The 18,265-nt window shown below is 75.5% G+C and carries 13 protein-coding genes; 6 read left to right on the forward strand and 7 right to left on the reverse strand.

Annotation, left to right across the window (positions count from 1 at the left end; translation table 11 throughout):
* Positions 1-4 precede the first annotated feature (4 nt).
* On the reverse strand, positions 5-973 hold the full coding sequence (locus ACW14Y_RS36575; RefSeq protein ID WP_380310601.1) for an NAD-dependent epimerase/dehydratase family protein: 969 nt from the start codon (positions 971-973) through the stop codon (positions 5-7).
* 115 nt (positions 974-1,088) lie between these two features.
* Complete coding sequence (locus tag ACW14Y_RS36580) at positions 1,089-2,213, reverse strand: DegT/DnrJ/EryC1/StrS family aminotransferase (protein WP_380310599.1); 1,125 nt, start codon at positions 2,211-2,213, stop codon at positions 1,089-1,091.
* Positions 2,214-2,772: 559 nt separating this feature from the next.
* Between ACW14Y_RS36580 and ACW14Y_RS36585 the strand changes: the two genes are divergently transcribed.
* The 4 genes from ACW14Y_RS36585 to ACW14Y_RS36600 all read left to right on the forward strand — a co-directional run bounded on the left by ACW14Y_RS36585 (position 2,773) and on the right by ACW14Y_RS36600 (position 8,801).
* Positions 2,773-5,007, forward strand: coding sequence for an MMPL family transporter (locus ACW14Y_RS36585; protein ID WP_380310597.1), 2,235 nt, complete (start codon positions 2,773-2,775; stop codon positions 5,005-5,007).
* Positions 5,008-5,298: 291 nt separating this feature from the next.
* Positions 5,299-6,495, forward strand: a complete 1,197-nt coding sequence (locus ACW14Y_RS36590; RefSeq protein ID WP_380389089.1) for a sensor histidine kinase — start codon at positions 5,299-5,301, stop codon at positions 6,493-6,495.
* Positions 6,492-7,187 (forward strand): response regulator transcription factor, encoded by a 696-nt coding sequence (locus tag ACW14Y_RS36595; protein ID WP_380310593.1) that lies wholly within the window; start codon positions 6,492-6,494, stop codon positions 7,185-7,187. Before ACW14Y_RS36590 ends, ACW14Y_RS36595 begins: the two co-directional genes overlap by 4 nt.
* A gap of 78 nt (positions 7,188-7,265) precedes the next feature.
* Positions 7,266-8,801 carry an alpha/beta hydrolase gene (locus ACW14Y_RS36600; RefSeq protein ID WP_456984904.1) on the forward strand — a complete coding sequence of 512 codons (1,536 nt, stop codon included), beginning with the start codon at positions 7,266-7,268 and terminating at the stop codon, positions 8,799-8,801.
* Positions 8,802-8,855: 54 nt separating this feature from the next.
* On the opposite strand, the gene ACW14Y_RS36605 is transcribed toward ACW14Y_RS36600, so the two are convergent.
* Positions 8,856-9,461 (reverse strand): TetR/AcrR family transcriptional regulator, encoded by a 606-nt coding sequence (locus tag ACW14Y_RS36605; RefSeq protein WP_456984905.1) that lies wholly within the window; start codon positions 9,459-9,461, stop codon positions 8,856-8,858.
* Positions 9,462-9,534: 73 nt separating this feature from the next.
* On the opposite strand from ACW14Y_RS36605, the gene ACW14Y_RS36610 reads away from it, so the two are divergent.
* Both ACW14Y_RS36610 and ACW14Y_RS36615 read left to right on the forward strand, forming a co-directional pair.
* Entirely contained in the window at positions 9,535-10,440 is a 906-nt protein-coding gene (locus ACW14Y_RS36610) for an alpha/beta fold hydrolase (protein WP_456984906.1), read from the forward strand.
* Positions 10,441-10,520: 80 nt separating this feature from the next.
* Complete coding sequence (locus ACW14Y_RS36615; protein WP_456984907.1) at positions 10,521-11,984, forward strand: Hsp70 family protein; 1,464 nt, start codon at positions 10,521-10,523, stop codon at positions 11,982-11,984.
* A gap of 13 nt (positions 11,985-11,997) precedes the next feature.
* On the opposite strand, the gene ACW14Y_RS36620 is transcribed toward ACW14Y_RS36615, so the two are convergent.
* Genes ACW14Y_RS36620 through ACW14Y_RS36635 form a run of 4 tightly spaced genes read right to left on the reverse strand, consistent with a single transcriptional unit; the run spans position 11,998 to position 18,240 of the window.
* Positions 11,998-13,587: a dynamin family protein gene (locus tag ACW14Y_RS36620; protein WP_456984908.1), complete on the reverse strand. Its 1,590-nt coding sequence runs from the start codon at positions 13,585-13,587 to the stop codon at positions 11,998-12,000.
* Positions 13,584-15,581, reverse strand: a complete 1,998-nt coding sequence (locus tag ACW14Y_RS36625) for a dynamin family protein (RefSeq protein ID WP_456984909.1) — start codon at positions 15,579-15,581, stop codon at positions 13,584-13,586. The genes ACW14Y_RS36620 and ACW14Y_RS36625 overlap by 4 nt, the downstream gene beginning before the upstream one ends.
* 5 nt (positions 15,582-15,586) lie before the next feature.
* On the reverse strand, positions 15,587-17,950 hold the full coding sequence (locus ACW14Y_RS36630) for an Hsp70 family protein (RefSeq protein WP_456984910.1): 2,364 nt from the start codon (positions 17,948-17,950) through the stop codon (positions 15,587-15,589).
* Complete coding sequence (locus ACW14Y_RS36635; RefSeq protein WP_456984911.1) at positions 17,947-18,240, reverse strand: hypothetical protein; 294 nt, start codon at positions 18,238-18,240, stop codon at positions 17,947-17,949. The genes ACW14Y_RS36630 and ACW14Y_RS36635 overlap by 4 nt, the downstream gene beginning before the upstream one ends.
* Positions 18,241-18,265 lie beyond the last annotated feature (25 nt).

Here is an 18,265-nt window from a genome sequence, read left to right on the forward strand (position 1 = left end):
CGGCTCAGGCGCCCTGGCGGGGGCCGGTCGCGGGGCCGGTCGCCGGCGCGGCCTCGGAGCGGTACCAGTCGGCGTAGCGCCGCACGCCGTCGGCGAAGTTGGTGCGCGGTGACCAGCCGAGCAGCCGCTTGGCCTGCGCGGCGGAGATCCGGCGCCCGGCGTAGTCGGCGGTGCGGGCCTCGATGTGCTCGATCGTGACCGGTCCGAGCAGCCGGTCGACGGTGTCGGCGATGTCGCGGACCGAGACGGCCGTGGAGCCCTCCAGGGCGAAGGTCTGGTCCTCGGCGGCGGGGGAGAGGGCGCGGACGTGCGCGTCGGCGAGGTCCTCGACGTAGACGAAGTTGCGGCTCTGCCGCCCGTCGCCCGCGATGGTGATCGGCCGGCCGTCGAGCGCGGCCTGGACGAACCGGGCGACCACCAGCTCGTCGCGCATCCGCGGTCCGTACGGGATGCCGTACCGCAGGATGGTGAAGTGCCGCCCGTACAGCTGGCGGTAGCTGTGCACGAGCATCTCGGCGGCCAGTTTGGTGGCGACGTAGAGGTGCCCGCTGTGGTCCAGCTCGATCGGCACGTGCTCGTCGAGCTCCTGCTCCTCGTCCTCCATCCCGGCCTCGCCGAGGGCCGCCCCGTACACCCAGACGGTGCTGGCCAGGACGGTGCGGCTGAGGTCGTTGCGGCGGGAGGCCTCCAGGACGGCCTCGGTCCCGTCGATGTTGGCCCGCACGGCGCCGACCGGGTCGGCGGCGACCCGTTCGACGTCGGCCTGCGCGGCCAGGTGGAAGACCACCTCGCAGCCGTCCAGGGCGGCGGTGAGGGCGGGCAGGTCGAGGATGTCGATCCGCGCGTGGTCGGCGTCGGGGTTGAGGTACTTGTCGGTGGAGTCCACCGCGAGCACCTCGTGCCCGGCGGCGAGCAGCCGGTCGACGACGTGTGAGCCGATGAAGCCGCATCCTCCGGTGACCGCTATCCGCACGGTTCTCTCCTATCCTTTGTCGACCGGCTGTTCCCGGCTGCTCCCGACGGTTCTCGCGACCGGCGGGGTCCGTCGGCCGTGTCCGTCGGCGTGTGATCCGTCGGCGTGTGATCCGTCAGCCCGTGAAGCGGCGATGGACGGCGGACACCGCCTCGATCACCAGCTCGGTCTCGTCCTCGGTCATGTCGGAGTGCACCGGCAGGCAGATCTGCCGGGCGCAGACGTCCTCCGCGACCGGCAGCGCCGCCCGCCGGTACGGGGCGAGCACCGGCTGCAGGTGCAGCGGCAGGTCGTAGACCTCGCCGGAGAGCCGGACGTCGTACTCCTCGGCGACGGCCCGCTTGAAGGCCGCGCGGTCGGTGCCGGGCGCCAGCAGGGCGACGTACTTGTAGTAGTTGCCGCGGGAGCCGGCCGGTTCGAGGACGGGCGTCAGGCCGTCCAGCGCGCCGAGCGCGGCGTCGTAGCGCTGGGCGACCCGGCGCCTGGTCTCCACGAACTCCTTGAGCCGGCGCAGGTGGACGGTGCCGATGGCGGCGTTGGGCTCGCTCATCCGCCAGGACGCGCCGAGCCGCACGTGGTGGTTGGTGGTGAAGGAGCCCTTGCCCTGGTCGCGGTGGATCCGGGCCTCGTCGCGCAGTTCGGCGGACTCGGTGAGGATCATGCCGCCCTCGCCGCTGGTGGTGACCTTGGTCGGGTAGAAGGAGAAGGCTCCGGCCGTTCCGAAGGTGCCGGCGGCGCGCCCGAGGTAGCTGCTGCCGTGTGCGTGCGCGGCGTCCTCGACCAGCGGGACGCCCCGGGCGTCGCAGATCGCGCGCAGGGCGTCGACCTCGGGGGTGATCAGTCCGCCGATGTGGACCAGCACCACGGCGGCGGTGTCGGGGGTGAGCGCGGCCTCCAGGGTGTCCGGGGCGAGCGCGAGGGTGGCCGGGTCGACGTCGGCGAAGACCGGCCGGCCGCCGGCGTGCAGGATCGCGCCGGCGGTCGCGTAGAAGGTGACGGCGGGGACGACCACGTCGCGGCCGCGGACGTCGAGGCCGCGCAGGACGATCTCCAGCGCCGCGGTGCCGCTGGCGACGGCGACGGCGTGCGTGGCGCCGTGCTCGGCGGCGAAGGACTGCTCGAACCGTTCGGTCCAGGGGCCGAGGGTGAGCGCGCCGGTGGCGAGCATCTCGCTCACCGCCTCCGCGACGGCCGCGCGGTCGTTCTCGTCGAACACGATGCGGGCGGCGGGAACGCCCATGGGCCACCTCCGGCAGCGGACGAGCTGCGGACGGGCGGTGTTCCGGGGGCCCGCGGGCTTCCCGGTACACCGGTGACGGACAGGTCTGGACGAACGACGGACAGGTCCGGACGAACCGGTGCGAAACGTCCGGTCCAGGCACATCACGCTACTTCGCCGGTCGGGGCGCGGCCCGTCCGTACCTCCTCCCGGGTGACCCGGGCGACCCTCGCGCCCCGCCCCTCGGACCCCGAGCCCGGCGCCCGCCCCTCTCGGCCGCAGGTCGGAGCAGGACGGCCGTCGGCGCGCTCCGGGCACTACGCCGTCCGGGTCGTCCTGCTGCGTCCGCAGTAGTCCGGAATGCCTGCACAGGGCCGACGCCGACGAGACGCCCTCCGACGCAGGATGGCCATGCTCCGGAAGCCCCTGGCCGTGACGGCCGGGCAGCGCTCCCGGCCACCGATCCCGCCCGACGCCCGCAGCCCGACGCCCGACGCCCGTAGTCCGGCATCCGGCTTCCGGCTTCCGGCTTCCGGCACTCGACGTCCGCCGACCGACATCCGAAGGAGTCCGCTCTCCCGTGGCCACTTTCCTGTACCGCCTGGGCCGATGGTCCTTCCTCAGGCGCCGGCTGGTGACCCTGCTCTGGGTCGCCCTGCTGGCCGCCGTGGGGGTGCTGGCCGCCAAGGCGCCCGCCGCCCCCGACGACGGCTTCGCCATGCCCGGCACCGAGGCGCAGAAGGCCTTCGACCTCATGGACGAGCGCTTCCCCGGCGCGATGTCCGACGGTGCCTCGGCCCGGATCGTCTTCGTCGCGCCGTCCGGCCAGAAGATCACCGCCACCGAGAACCAGCAGACGGTCGAGAAGACGGTCGCCGAGCTCGCCCACGGCGAGCAGGTCGTCGGAGCCGCCGGACCGTTCAAGACCGGCGCCGTCTCCCAGGACGGCACCACCGCCTACGCGACGATCAGCTACGACGCCAAGCCCGGCAAGGTCTCCACCGGGGCCACCGACGCCCTGGAGCAGGCCGCCCAGCACGCCCGGGACGCCGGCCTCACCGTGGACATCGGCGGCACGGCCCTGATGGCCGGTGGTGAGGCGGGCGGTTCCGCCGAGGCCATCGGCATGGCGATCTCGGCCGTCGTCCTGGTGATCACCTTCGGCTCGCTGCTGGCGGCCGGACTCCCGTTGCTCACCGCGGTGATCGGCGTCGGCCTCGGCATCGCGCTGATCACCGGGCTCGGCAGCGTGCTCGGACTGTCCAGCACCACCAGCACCCTGGCGATGATGCTGGGCCTCGCCGTCGGCATCGACTACGCGGTCTTCATCGTCTCCCGCTACCGCGCCGAACTGCTCGACGGGTACGCGCCCAAGGAGGCCGCCGGACGGGCCGCCGGCACGGCCGGATCGGCCGTGGTGTTCGCCGGGCTCACCGTGATCATCGCGCTGGCCGGGCTCTCCGTGGTGGGCATCCCGCTGCTCGCCAAGATGGGCCTCGCGGCGGCCGGCACCGTGGTGATCGCCGTCCTGGTGGCGCTCACCCTGGTCCCCGCGCTGCTCGGCTTCATCGGTCAGCGGGTGCTGCCGCGCAAGCTCCGCAACCCGCGACGGGCCGCCGCCGCGGCGGGCGCCGGCGCCCGCCCCAACGGCGGGACCCGCTGGGCCCGGTTCGTGCTGCGCCGCCCGGTCGCCGTCCTGGTCGGCAGCGTGATCGGGCTCGGCGTGCTCGCCCTGCCCGCCCTCGACCTGCGGCTCGGCCTGCCGGGCGACGAGGCGAAGCCCACCTCCACCACCCAGCGCCGCGCCTACGACCACCTCTCCGAGGGCTTCGGCCCCGGCTTCAACGGTCCGCTGACCCTGCTGGTCGACGCCAAGGGCGTGCCCGACCCGAAGGGCGCCGCCCAGCAGGTCGCCGACGCCGTGAAGGGCCTGCCCGGCGTGGTGGCCGTCACCCCGGCGGCCTTCAACCAGGCCGGGGACACCGCCCTGGTCACCGCGATGCCGGCCACCGGCCCCAGCGAGGCCGCGACCACCGATCTGGTCCACGCCATCCGGGACAAGGCGCCCGGCCTCAAGTCCGCCACCGGCGCGACGGTGCTGGTCAGCGGCCCGACGGCGATGAACATCGACGTCTCGCAGAAGATGAACGACGCGCTGCTGCCCTATCTGGCGGTGGTGGTCGGCCTGGCCGTGGTGCTGCTGCTGGTGGTCTTCCGCTCGGTGCTCGTCCCGCTCAAGGCCGCCGCCGGCTTCCTGCTCTCGGTGGCCGCCGCGCTCGGCGCCGTCGTCGCGGTCTTCCAGTGGGGCTGGCTGGCCGAGCTGATCGGGATCGAACAGACCGGCCCGGTGATGAGCATGATGCCGATCTTCATGATCGGTGTGGTGTTCGGTCTGGCGATGGACTACGAGGTGTTCCTGGTCACCCGGATCCGCGAGGCCTATGTGCACGGCGAGGAACCCGGCGAGGCCGTGGTCACCGGCTTCCGGTACAACGCCCGGGTGGTCACGGCCGCCGCGCTCATCATGATCAGCGTCTTCGCCGGCTTCATCGGCATGAACGAGCCGATGATCAAGATGATGGGCTTCGGCCTGGCCGCCGCCGTCGCCTTCGACGCGTTCGTGGTCCGGATGGCGATCGTCCCGGCCGCCCTCGCCCTGCTCGGCCGCCGCGCCTGGTGGCTGCCGCGCCCGCTGGAGCGGATCGTCCCCGACATCGACGTCGAGGGGGCCAACCTCCGCACCGAGCCCCCGCTCCCCGCCGCCCCCGGCGACGGGACCGGCACCGAACCGGCCCGCCACTCGGTCGGCGTCTGAGGACCCCGCCCCGCCGCGATCCCTCTCCCCGGGACCGCGGCGGGGCGGCCCGCGTTCCGGCCGCCGTGCCCGACCGGTCAAAATGGTACGAACCGTGGACGAACGCCACTGACGAACAGCACTGACGAACGCCACTGACGAAGAGCACCGACGAACGCCACCGACGAACAGCACCGACGAACCGTAGTCGGACCGCAGGACCGGGTACTGCATCCGCAGTACCCGCCGTACGGCACCCGCCCCAACGCCCGCACCCCCCGCCGAACCGTCCGGGCCCGTGGAGAACCGAGCATGACCGACACCTGGCCGCGCCGCGTCCGCCGCCGCTACCCCCGCCTGCTCGACGCGCTGCTCGTGCTCGGTGTCTTCACCGCCACCGCCGGCACCACCACCGTCGACCGCCTCGGCAACCATCTGGACCCCAACCCGCCCGCGCTCGCCCTGGCCGTGGTCTCCAGCGCCGCCGTGTTCCTCCACCGCCGCCCCCGCGTGCTGTTCGGGATCACCTTCGCCTGCGCCCTGGCCATCTGCTTCGCCGCCACCCAGCTCAACGTCGGACTGGTCGCGCCGCTGATCGTCGCGCTCTACGTCCTCGCGGTCCACACCGACCGCGGCACCGCGCGCACCGCCACCGCCGTCGCGGCCGTGCTGCTCACCGGCGCCACGTACGTCGCCGAGCCCACTGCCCCGATCGGTGCCCGGATCGGCTTCGTCGCCTGGATCCTGCTGCCCGGCGCCATCGGCGACTCCGTCCGCACCCGCCGCGCCCACCTGGCCGCCATCGAGGAACGCGCCGAACGGGCCGAGCGCACCCGCGAGGAGGAGGCCCGCCGCCGGGTCGCCGACGAACGCATCCGGATCGCCCGCGACCTGCACGACGTCGTCGCGCACCACATCGCGCTCGCCAACGCCCAGGCCGGGATCGCCGTCCACCTGCTCGACCGCAACCCCGCCCAGGCCCGCGAGATGCTCAGCCACCTGACCGACGCCACCGGCTCCGCGCTGCGCGAGCTCAAGGCCACCGTCGGCCTGCTGCGCCGCGCCGACGACCCGGAGGCCCCGCTCGAACCGGCCCCCGGCCTGGACCGGCTGCCCGACCTCGTCGACACCTTCGAACGCGCCGGGCTGCCGGTGCGGCTCACCGTCGAGGGGGAGCGGCAGCAGCTCTCCCCGGGCGTCGACCTCACCGCGTACCGGATCCTCCAGGAATCCCTGACCAACGTGGCCAAGCACGCCGCCGGCAGTGCCGCCGACATCACCCTGACCTACTCCGGCGGCCGGTTCCTGCTGACCGTCGCCAACGACCGCCCGCCGCGCCCGGTCCCGCCCGCGTCCGCCCCGGCCGGCGGCGGCTTCGGCCTGATCGGCATGCGCGAGCGCGCCGCCGCCGTGGGCGGGCGCCTCACCGCCGACCGCCGGCCCGGCGGCGGCTTCCTGGTGTCCGCCGAACTGCCCCTGCGCACAGCAGCCCGAGAGGAACCCGCGTGACGATCCGAGTACTGCTCGCCGACGACCAGGCCCTGCTGCGCGGTGCCTTCCGCGTCCTCATCGACGCCGAGGACGACATGGAGGTGGTCGGCGAGGCCGCCGACGGCCGGGAGGCGGTCGAACTGACCCGGACCACCCGCCCCGACGTGGTCCTGATGGACATCCGGATGCCCGGTGTCGACGGTCTCTCCGCCACCGCCGCCATCTGCGGCGACCCCGACCTCGCCGGCACCCGGGTGCTCATCCTCACCACCTTCGAGATCGACGAGTACGTGGCCCAGGCCCTGCGCGCCGGCGCGGGCGGCTTCCTCGGCAAGGACGCCGAACCCACCGAACTGCTCGCCGCCCTGCGCCGGGTCGCCGGCGGCGAACCGCTGCTGTCGGCCGCCGCCACCCGCGCCGTCATCGACCGCCTGCTCGCCCAGCCCGACCCGGACCGGTCCCCGGCCGCCGCCCCCGAACGGCTGGCCGCCCTGACCGCCCGGGAGCGCGAGGTGATGGCGATGGCCGCCACCGGTCTCAGCAACGAGGAGATCGCCGCCCGGATGTACGTCAGCCCCTTCACGGTGCGCACCCACATCCACCGGGCGATGTCCAAGCTGGACGCCCGGGACCGGGCCCAGCTCGTCGCCCTCGCCTACCAGACCGGCCTGGTCCGGACGCCCCGCCCGGCCTCCGGGCCGAACGACTGATCCTTGCCGCCCGTGCCGGTGGTCCGTACCACTCCGGGGGGATGACACCCGACGGCCGCGTCCCTATGGTCCAGACCCATGTCGAGGAGATTACGACCCACCGGCCCACTGAGAACCGTCGGCGCCGCGCTCGCCCTGGCCCTCGCCGGGGCGACCGCCGGCGCCGGTGCCGCCGAGGCGGCCCCGAAGCAGCCGACCGCCCCCCTGGTCTGGACCGACTGCCCCGCCGACCCGTCCGGGGCCCCGGTGGACCCCCGGCTGCGCTGCACCACCCTGAAGGTGCCGCTGGACTACCGGGAGCCGCGCGGACGGACCATCGGGATCGCCGTCTCCAGACTCCCCGCCGCCGAGCCGGGGCTGCGGCGCGGGATCCTGGTCCACAACGGCGGCGGCCCGGGGGTGGCGAGCCTGCACCTGCCGAGCGCCCAGGAGTCCGGCTACCCGCAGGAGGTGCTGGACCGCTACGACCTGGTGGGCTTCGACCCGCGCGGGGTCGGCCGCAGCACCCCGGTCAGCTGCGGGCGGACGGCCGCCGAGGTGCCGTACGAGCTGGTGTTCCCGTTCCCCGGGCCCGACGGCTCGATCGCTCCCAACGTGCGCTTCGCCCGTGACCTGGCACGCGACTGCCTCGCCCGCAACGGCGACCGGATCCGCCATCTGACCACCGCCAACACGGCGCGCGACCTGGACCGGATCCGGGCCGCGCTCGGCGAGCCGAGGATCTCCTACCGCGCCGCGTCCTACGGCACCTACCTGGGCGTCGTCTACGCCGAGCTGTTCCCGGGACGGACCGACCGCTTCGTGCTGGACGGCAACGTCAGCCCCAACGTCACCTGGCAGGACCGGTTGGCCGGCTGGGACCGCGCGAGCGAACTGCGCTTCGAGGACTTCGCCCGCTGGGCGGCCGAGCGCGACACCACCCTGCGCCTCGGCGCCACCCCGGCGGCCGTCCGCGCCAACTACCTGGCCCTGGCGGCGAAGCTGGACCGGACGCCGGTGACCCACCCGGTCGCCGGGCCGGTCAACGGCAACCTGTGGCGCACGCTCTACCGGCTGGACTCGTACCACACCGCGCTGTTCCAGGAGATCGCCGACTGGTGGCGCTTCCTCGCCGACGACGGCGCCGGCCCGGTCCCGTACTGGTGGCTGGCCAAGGGCACCCCGGGCATCCCGGAGGACAACGACGTGGCCGCGCTGACGGCCGTGCTCTGCGGCGACACCCCGGCACCGCGCGACCTCGGCCACTACCGGCGGGCCGTCGCCGAGAGCCGGCGGCGGAACCCGATCGTCGCCGGGATGGGCGCCAACATCTGGCCCTGCGCGTTCTGGCCGGACCCGGTCGAGCCCGCCGTCCGGATCACCGACCGGGGGCCCGCGAACATCCTGCTGCTCCAGACCGAGCGGGACCCGGCCACCCCCCTGATCGGTGCCCTGGGCATGCGGGCGACCCTCGGGAAGCGGGCCCGCATGGTCACGGTCGACGGCGGCAACCACGGCGCCTACGACCGCTCCACCCCGTCCTGCGCGGTCACCGCCGCCGACCGGTTCCTGATCACCGGGACCCTGCCGGCCCGGGACCTCAGCTGCGCCCCGGACCCGGTCGCCACCCACTGACCGCCTGCGGAGCGGCCGCCGCCCGCGGCCGCTCCGCCCGGGCCGCCGCCCGGGTCAGAGGCCGGTGAAGAGCCGCCCGAGGTGGTAGTGGAGGGCGGCGGTCGCGTCCTCCGGCGTGCGCTGGCCGAGCAGCACGCTCAGGCCGAGGCCGGCGGAGGCGGCGAGCAGAACGGCGGCCTCCTGGCGGGCGTCCAGGCGCGGGTCGGCGGCGCCGGACCGCTGGGCGGCTTCGAGCTGTCCGACCAGGAACGCCTCCATCTCGTCCGGTGCGGCGAGGAAGTCCCGGCCGCCGAGGGCGGTGTCGGTGACGGCGAGCACCGCGTACTCGGTGTGGACGAGGTGGAAGACCCGGCTCTCCTCGTCGGTGGGGACGGCTTCGAGCAGGACCGCCTCGACGATGTCGCGCGGAGTCGGTGACGGGCCGGCGGCCCGCACCCGGTCGCGGACCCGTTCGCCCATACGGGTCGTCAGTCGGCCGACCGCGGCGAGCAGCAGCTGCTCCTTGGTGTCGAAGTAGTACTGCACCAGCCGCACCGAGACGCCCGCCTCGGCGGCGACGGACCGCATGGTGACGGCGTGCAGCCCGGTGTCCGCCGCCGTGCGGAGCAGGGCGTCGATGATCCGGGCCCGGCGCTCGTCGTGGTCGACCAGCTTCGGCATCGGGTTCCTCTCGAACGTTTTTATGGTACAAACATACCATCAAAATCTGTCGTTCTGCGTGCCGGGAGGGGCCATGACCCGAGCGAGTGTCGGACATTTCGTCAGTGCGGAAGCCCGCGGGAAGTTCCTGGCGGCGTACGACCGCGCCATGGAGCTGTGGCCCGGCCCGCGCGAGGAACTGGACGTCGAAACCGCCTACGGCACCGTCCACGTCCACCGCTACGGGTCCCGGACCGGCGAGCCGATCGTGCTCCTGCACGGCCACGCCGGACACGCCTCCAACTGGTACCCGCAGATCGCCGCCCTGGGCGAGAACCACCCGGTCTACGCGATCGACACCCTGGACGACCCCGGCCGCAGCGTGCAGCGCGCCGTCGCGGCCGGCTCCGCGGAGAACGCGGCCTGGCTCGGCGAGGTCCTCGCCGGACTCGGGCTGGAGCGCGTCCACCTGGTCGGCCTCTCCTACGGCGGATGGCTGGCCCTCAACCAGGCCGTGCACGCGCCCGAGCGCCTCGCCTCGATCGCACCGCTGGACCCCGGCGGGATCGAGAAGGTCCCCGCGCGGTTCTACGCGCACATGATCGGCGGGCTGTTCGGCCTGCTCGCCCCGCGCCCGCTCCGCCCCGCCCTCGGGCGGCTGCTCGCCAACCCCGCCCTGAGTGCGCCGCCCGCGATGATCGCCCCGCTGATGCTGGCCGTGCGGACCTACAAGCCGAACAACCGCCCCGCCGCCCGGCCGTTCACCGACGAGGAGCTGGGCTCGATCCGGCTGCCCGTCCTCGTCCTGCTCGGACGGCGCAGCGCCCTGCTCCGGCCCCGTCAGGTGCTGGCGCGGGTCACCGCGCTGGTCCCGGGCGTCCGGGCCGAGATCGTCGAGCGGGCCGGCCACGGCCTCAACCTGGAGCGTCCCGAGCTGGTCAACGAACGCCTCCTGGAGTTCGTCGACGCGCTCCGGGCGGAGCCGAGCCGGAGCGAGTGACGCCGCCGCGACGGTCCGGGCGGAACAAAAGCGCCGTCGGGCGGATCTGAGGGGGAGACCCGGAGCGAGGAGGGACCCCCATGGGCGCGAGTGCCGTCGAATCCGTGCTGGCCGTCGACTTCGGGACCACCACCACCTGTGCCGCGCTCGCGCGGGGCGGGACGGTGCGGCGGCTGCGGGAGCCGGCCGGGGACGGGTGGGCCTGGCCGTCGGCCGTGCTGCTGGCCGCGAACCGGCCCTACGTCGGATCGGCGGCCGAACAGCGGCGGCTGCTCGACCCGGCCGGGTACCGGGACGAACTCAAGCGGACCCTCGGCCGGGGCGTGCCGGTCGACCTCGGCGGACGCGGGCATCCGGCCGGGCTGCTGGTGTCGCTGCTGCTCCAGGCCGTGCGGGCGGAGGCCGAGCGGGTCAACGGCGGGCCGGTCGACCGGAGCGTGCTCACCGTCCCCGCCGCCTACGGGCCGGCCGACCCGCGCGGGGAGGAGCTGTTGGACGCCGCCCGGCGGGCCGGACTGCCCGGGCCCGAACTCTGCCCGGAACCCGTCGCCGGGGCACTCGCCCCGCTCGCCGGCGGACCGCTGCCGCCGGGCAGCACCGTCCTGGTGCACGACCTCGGCGGCGGCACCTTCGACACCGCCCTGGTCCGGCTGCCGGGCGAGGACGGCCGCCCCGGCCCCGCCGTGCTCGCCCACGACGGCGAGGAGTACGGCGGCCGGGACTTCGACGCCCTGGTGTACGCCGAACTCCTCGCCCGGGGCGGCCCGGAGCTGACCGCCCTGCTCCCGCCGGAGGACGGAGGACCGGACGGCGCGGGACCGGGCGGCGCGGGACCGGGCAGCGCGGGACGGTACGGCGCGGGGCCGGGGGACGCGCTGCCCGAGGAGGCCGCGCTGCGCCACCGGATCCAGCTGCTCGACCTCGCCCGGCGGCTCAAGCACCGGCTCGCCGCCGAGAGCGACCCCGCCGAGGTGTTCGCCCCGGCCGGGTGCGTGCTGGGCGTGCACCGGGACCGGTTCCTCCAGCAGGCCGAACCGCTGTACGCGCGCACCACCGCGTGCTGCGCCCGACTGCTCGCCGAGGCCGCGCTGCTGGACACCACCGGCCGCCCGCCGAGGCCCGACGCCGTGGTGGTCGTCGGCGGCTCCAGCCGGCTGCCGGGCCTGGTGGAGCACGTCGCGCAGGCGCTCGGCCTGCCGGTGGTCCTGGCCGAGGACCCGCGCACCGCCGTCGCCGAGGGTGCGGCCGCCTGGGCCGCGGCCCGGGCCGTGCGCACCGTCGAGGCGGTCGGTCCGGTGCCGGAGCGGACGCCGCTGCGCTGGCCGCTGCCGCCCGGCGGCGCGGTCCTGGTCGAGTGGTCGGTCGGCCCCGGCAGCCGGTACCCGGCCGGGGCGGTGCTGGGCCGGGCCCGGGCCGCCGACGGCTCGCTGCTGCAGCTGTCGGCGCCCTCGCCGGGCCGGGTGCGGGCCCAGCACGCCGGCCCGGGGGACCGGGTGCGGGACGGGGACTGGCTGGTGTCGGTCGAGCAGAGCCAGGGCGGCTGAGGTCGGTGTGCCCTCAGCCGCCGTCCAGCCCGTACAGCAGGTGCTCGTACGCCCGGACGGCGGCGCGGGCCGCCGCCCGGGTCGGGCCGGACAGGCCGCCCGACTGCCAGCGGTTCAGCCACACCCCGTGCCGCCGTCGGGCCTCGGCGCGCAGGGCGTCCGCGCCGCTGTCCGCGGGCAGCCCCAGCCGGTCGGCCGGGCCGCGCCCGAACTCTCCCAGCAGCCGCCGCAGTTCCTCGGTCGCCTCGGCGTCCAGCCGGAGCCGCCCGCCGTACAGCGCGCGCAGCGTGCGCAGCTCGGCGAATCCGGGCTCGTCCAGGGCCAGCGCCTCGACGAGCCCGATCGCCTCCTCCAGCAGCGCCCGTTCGCGCGGCCCGACCCCGGCCGCGAGGTCCTGCGGCATCCGCCGGATCCGTTCCAGCGCCGTGTGCAGCTTCAGCAGCGCGGACCGGTGGCCGAAGTGGTCGGCGAGCTGGGCGCGCAGTCCGTCGAGCCCGCTGTCCTCCGCCAGGAGGGCGCGCAGCTCGGGGACCCGCCGCTCGCCGTCGCGGATCCGTTCGCAGAGGGTGTGCAGGCCGTACGGCCCGTAGCGGCGCCACAGGGCGCGGCGCCGGGTGCCGTCCAGCGGTGCGCCCTCGTCCTCGCCGCCGAAGAAGGAGGCCGCTCCCAGCAGGTAGGAGAGGAAGTCCGGCCGGAGGGCGGCCAGTTCCTCCAGTGCGGCGACGTCGGACTCGTCCAGGGTGGCGGCGGCCTGGCCGATCAGCCCGCAGACGGGGGTGAGGTCGAACAGGCGCCGGCGCATACCGGGGGCGTCCTGGAGGATCCGGTCGGCGAGCCGGCGGCCGAGCACCAGTGGGTGCGGTCCGCCCGGCTCCCACAGCTCCTCGCACTTGGTGAGGGCGCCCAGGGTGGTGAGCGGGGTGGAGTTCTCGAAGTCCCGGCCGAGGAAGTGCGCCACCACCTCGGCGTCCGTGGTCGACGGCCCGCGCACCGGCAGGACCAGCAGCAGGGCGTCGGCCGCGGTGGCGTGCCGGCGGCTGGTGCTCGCCACCTCCTCGGGTCGCAGCCGCAGGAAGGCCAGGGTGTTGAGGGAGTCCTCGCCGTAGACGGAGTCCAGCCCGGGGGTGTCGATCAGTTCGAACAGCCGCAGGTAGGGGGCGGGGAACTCGACCAACACCTCCCGGATGCCGCGCAGCTGCTCCAGGTGGTCGTCCCGGCGCGCGGTCAGCTCGGCGAGCCGGTCGGGCGAGTACTCCACCGACGGCCGGCCCTCCTCCCGGTAGCGGACCAGCAGTCGAGGGGTGTCGGCGTACCGCAGCCGGTTGACGTTGAAGGTCAGTTCCTGCGAGCCGGTGGCCACCCGCTCCTCGCCGATCAGCGCATTGACCAGGGTGGACTTCCCGGCCGAGATCCGGCCCACCACGACCACGCTCATCTGCCGCCGCAGCCGCTGCTGTTCGGCCTCGAAGGCGGCGCGCAGCACCTCGGCGGAGCCGCCGCCGCGGGCCAGCAGCCGCCGTGCAGCGTCGAGCGCGGCGTCGGCCCGGCCGCCGAGGCCACCGGGGTCGCCGGGGTCGCCGAGGCCGCCGGGGTCGCCCGTCATGCCCGACCGCCCGGCCCGTCGGGAGAGTCGGGGGAGTCAGGAGCGGCGGCCTCGCGACCGGCGAGCCCCTGCACGGCGTCGGCCAGCACCGCGACCCGCTCCCCGAGTTCCCGCAACGGCCGCTGCTCCGCCTCCAGTTCGCCCAGCCGCCGGGCCGCCTCCGCCGCCGTGCGCTCGGCGCTGCGCCGCAGCCGCTCCAGGGTGTCCGCGGTCCGCTCCTGCTCCCGCTCGATCCGGCTGTCCAGCTCGGCCGCGATGTCCCGGGCGAAGGCGGCGACCGCCTCCTCCACGGCCCGTGCCACCAGCGGCTCCTGGTCCCGCCGGGCCCGGCCGACGGCCTCGGCGAGCTCCCGGCGGCGCTCCCCGAGGACGCGCTCGGGAATCTCCTCCTCGACGGTCCGGTACCGGACCCGCTCCGGCCGGTCGAGCACCCGCTCCTGGTAGCTCTCGTAGCGGGGCGCGAGGAAGTCCTGGGCCTGCCGGTACAGGTGCCTGGCCTTGTTGACGAACCCCGACGGCGCCGGACCGGAGGCCCGCTTCGCCTGCCGCTGCCTGGTCACCGTGCGGTAGGTGGCGGGTTCGACCTCGCGCACCTCCCTGGTCGGCCGGTGCAGCCGCCCGAAGCCGCCGAGATCCAGCACCGGCGCGGGCGGCAGCTCGCCGAGCGTGCCGCCCGCCAGCTCGACGCCCAGCTCCCGGGCCAGCCCGCTCTGCAGCGCGGCGGCCCGCCGGGCGGCCCACTCGCCGACCGTCGACCGGGCCAGCGTCAGGTCCGCGTTGATCCGGTCGGCCAGCCGCGCCGGCTTGGTGAGGTGCGCCCGGACCTCCAGGTGTTCGGTCTCCGCGCGCCGCCACACCCGCTCGAACTCGGCCCGGGTGCGGTCGGCCGTTTCGGTCCGCAGGGCGGCGAGTTCACGCGCCAGCCGCTCCCGCCACGGGGCCGCGCCGGAGGACAGTTCGGCCAGTCGCTCCGACTCCCGTTCGGTCTCGGCGCGCAGTTCCTCCAGCCGGGCCCGGCTGCCGTCGCGCAGCGCGCTCTCCTCCGTCAGCAGCGGCTCCAGCAGGGTGCGCACGGCGGCCTGCGCCTCGACCAGGGCGCCGCCGAGCAGCAGCCGCGCGCGGTGGGCGGCGAGCCGGGACCAGAGCGCCTCCTCCAGCCGGGGGAAGCCCGAGGCGGCCAGCAGCCTGGCCCGGCGCTCGGGGTCGTCCTCGGCGACCCCGGCCAGGTGGAGCTGCTTGAGCCTGCTGGACACCGGGACGATCAGCACGTCCTCGGGGTCGCGCCCGGTGACGGCGGCGATCTTGCGCCGCCCGGCGGCCAGGTCGGCCCCGATGTCCTCCCGCAGGTCCGACTTGGTCAGCACGTGGAACAGGGCGTCGGGGTGGTCGGCGGCCCGGACGGCGTGCGCGGCCTCGCGGAGGAACGCCGTCTCGCTGTCGCTCAGCGGCTCCTCGGCCGAGAGCACGAACAGGACCGCGTCGGCGCTGGGGAGCTGGCCCATGGTCACGGCCGTGTGGTGGTGGTAGACGCCGCCGACCCCCGGCGTGTCCACCAGTACCAGCCCCGATTCGAGGCGCGGCACGTCGAGCCGCAGGTCGAGCAGGACGGCCTCGCCGCTGTGCTTGCCGCCCTCGGCGGCGTAGTCGCCGATCCGGTCGAGCAGGATCCGCTCCTGCTTCAACGTGCCGTCCGACAGGCGGAGGGTGACCTCGGCGCGCTCCGGGGCGCCGTGGCGGATCACGGCGGCGACGCTGGTGGCGAAGTACGGGTCCACGGGCAGGATGTTGGGGCGCTCCAGCAGCGCGTTCAGCAGACTGGACTTGCCGCGGTTGAACTCCCCGCACACCACCACCGTCAACTCGCCGGACAGCAGCCGCTCGTGGGCTCCGCAGAGCCGGTCGGCGGTCTGCTCGGCCCGGCGGTCGCGGGCGGTCGCGGTGAGCGGCTCCAGCAGGTGGAGGATCTCGTCGCGCAGGGAGACGTAGTCGGGCACGGGTGTCACTCCTTCTCCAGGTCCCAGCTGTGGAGTTCACGGTCGGTGGCGGCGTGCAGGGTGGTGCCGTCGGCGCCGAAGGCCAGGCACAGCGGCGCGGAAGGCAGCTTCATCCGGTGCGTCGGCCGCGCCGACTCCAGCAGTTGGCCCGGGAGTTCGCCGTCGGACGGTGGAAGGGCCCAGACCGAGACGCAGCCGGCCAGGTCGGCGGCGGCGAGCAGGCGTTCGTCCGGGTCGATCGCGAGGTGGGCCGCCTTGGCCAGGGCCGGGTCCCGCAGCCGGGCCGCGTAGCCGCCGAGGCTCCAGACGTCCACCGCGGTGACGTCGGTGGAGCCGGACACGAATCCGGCCGACCTCGGCAGCGGACGGAGCACCCGCTGGTCGGAGGAGGTGAGTTGGGCGGGGGTCTCGATGTAGCGCCCGGAGGCGTCGCAGAGGACGACGGACTGGTTCGTCACGAAGGCGGTGTACTCCAGATCGGGGGAGAACACCGGCAAGCCGTGGATCGTGAAGCGCGCCAGGTGGGACTCGGTCGGCACCGATCCGTCCTCCAACGTGACGATCCGCAGCCAGCGTTGCTGGTCGATGTAGGCCAGCCGGGCGCGGTCGGCCGAGAGGGCCGCCCCCAGCACGCTGCCCTGGACCGGGACCTGGGCCAGCTCGGTGCCGGTCCCCACCTCCACGACGTCGAGGCGGCCGCCGGCCTTCGGGACGACGACGGCCGACGCTCCGTCCGCGCTCGTGGCCAGGAGCCAGCCGACGGCCGGTCGCGCCCAGCGCCGGACCGGGCCGTCCGGCAGGACGTCCCAGCACACCAGCTCCTCACCGTGCAGGGTGAGCAGCCTCGGCACCTCGCCCGGGACCGGTACGACCCGACCGACCGGAAGCGGCTCGGGCAGCGCCCGGACCCGCGCCCGGAGCGGCGCGGCCTCCTCCCAACGCGGCCGGACGTTCGCGCCGCCGCCGTTCCCGGCGCGCGCGGACCGTAGCCCGGCCGCCCGTCCGGTGGTCAGCAGCCAGTCGCCGGACGACACCGGCGCTCCCTCCGCGACGTGCAGTCGGGCGACGGTGCCCGGCCGGCCGTCGGCGCGCAGCTCCCAGAGCCCGCCGTCGGCCAGCCGTACCAGTGCGAGCACGGCGTCCCCGGCGAACTCCCCGCCCGGCGCGACGTACCAGCGCAGCAGGCGGCCGGAGTCGCCCGGCAGCCGCCAGCCGAGCGGGACCGAGGCGGCGCTGGGCCGCTCGGCGGCCGACCAGCGCCGGGTGGCGAGCCCGGCCCAGGCCGCCGCGCCCTGGGCGACGGCCAGCTCCGGGTCCTCGACGCTGCGCAGCAGCCCGGGGAAGGCCTCGGCCAGGGCGTCGCGGACGGCGGGCATCCGGGTGCTGCCGCCGACCAGCAGGACGGCCGCGAGCCGGTCCGGGGCCTGGCCGCATCGTTCGAGCAGTTCCCGGCAGCGGGCGACGGTCCGGGCGACGAGCGGGGCGGCGAGTTCGGCCAGCCGGTCCCGGCCGAGGGCGGTGGGCAGCCCGGCGGAGCGCAGGTAGTCGTCGACCTCCGCCTCGACGCTCAACCGGTGCTTGAACCGGTGCGCGAGGTCGGCGAGTTCGACCTCGCGCCGGAGTCGGTCGGTCGCGTCGCCGGACCCCTTCGCCGCCCCGCCCGGGCGCAGCCAGGCCGTGAGCCGGTCGCCGCCGAGCCGGACCAGCTCCTCGGCGACCAGCACGTCGATGTCGTGGCCGCCGCAGTCGTCCAGCGCGGTGTGCCCCAGCACCTCCACCGCCTCGGCCGAGGTGTCCGGGGGCGGCATCCGGAGCAGCGCGGCGTCGAAGGTGCCGCCGCCGAAGTCGTGCACCAGGACCAGGCTTCCGGGCTCCAGGGCGGGCCCGGCGACCGGGGCGAGCGCCGCCGCCACCGGTTCGGCGAGCAGGTCGACGACCGTGAGGCCGGCCGCCTCGCCCGCGCCGACCAGCAGCCGCCGGCGCGGGTCGCCGGGACCGTAGGAGGCGGGGTAGGTCAGCACGGCCCGGGTGACGGCCTGGCCGTGCAGCCGCTCGGCCTCGCCGCGCACGGCCGCCAGCAGCGCGGCCACCAGGTCCTCGGCCCGGTAGGAGGCGTCCCCCAGCAGCAGCGGGGCCCGTTCGCCGAGGTCGCGCTTGAACTCGCTGCGGAAGGAGGCGGGGTGGACGGCCCGGCGGTGCTCGGCGGGGGTGCCGACGAGCAGCCGGGTGCCGTCCCAGGAGACGGTGGAGGGCCAGGCCCAGGAGTCGCCGGACGGCTCCTTGATCAGGCGCACCCGGCCGTCGGCGACCAGTGCGGCGGCGGAGGTGGAGGTGCCGAAGTCGACGGCGAGGACGGGTTCACGGGTCACCGGGGGTCCTTCGGGTCGGGACGGTGCGGCGGGTCGGGACGGTGCGGCGGGTCGGTCGGGTCGGTCGGGCCGTCGGTGCCGGGCCGGCCGAGGGCGGTGGCGACCAGCCGCCGCCACGTCCCGTCGTCGACCTCCGGCAGCGGTACGGCGGTGAGCAGGGCGTGCAGCCGGGCCACCGTCCCGGGCGCGAGCACCGGGTCGGCGTCGGGTCGGTCCCGGCCGGGGTCCTCCTGGCCGAACGGGCGCTCCTGGCTCAACGGGCGCTCCTGGCTGAACGGGGATGCCTCCACCGGGGACTCCTCCCACTCGGGCGTG

The organism is Kitasatospora sp. cg17-2 (assembly GCF_054031055.1).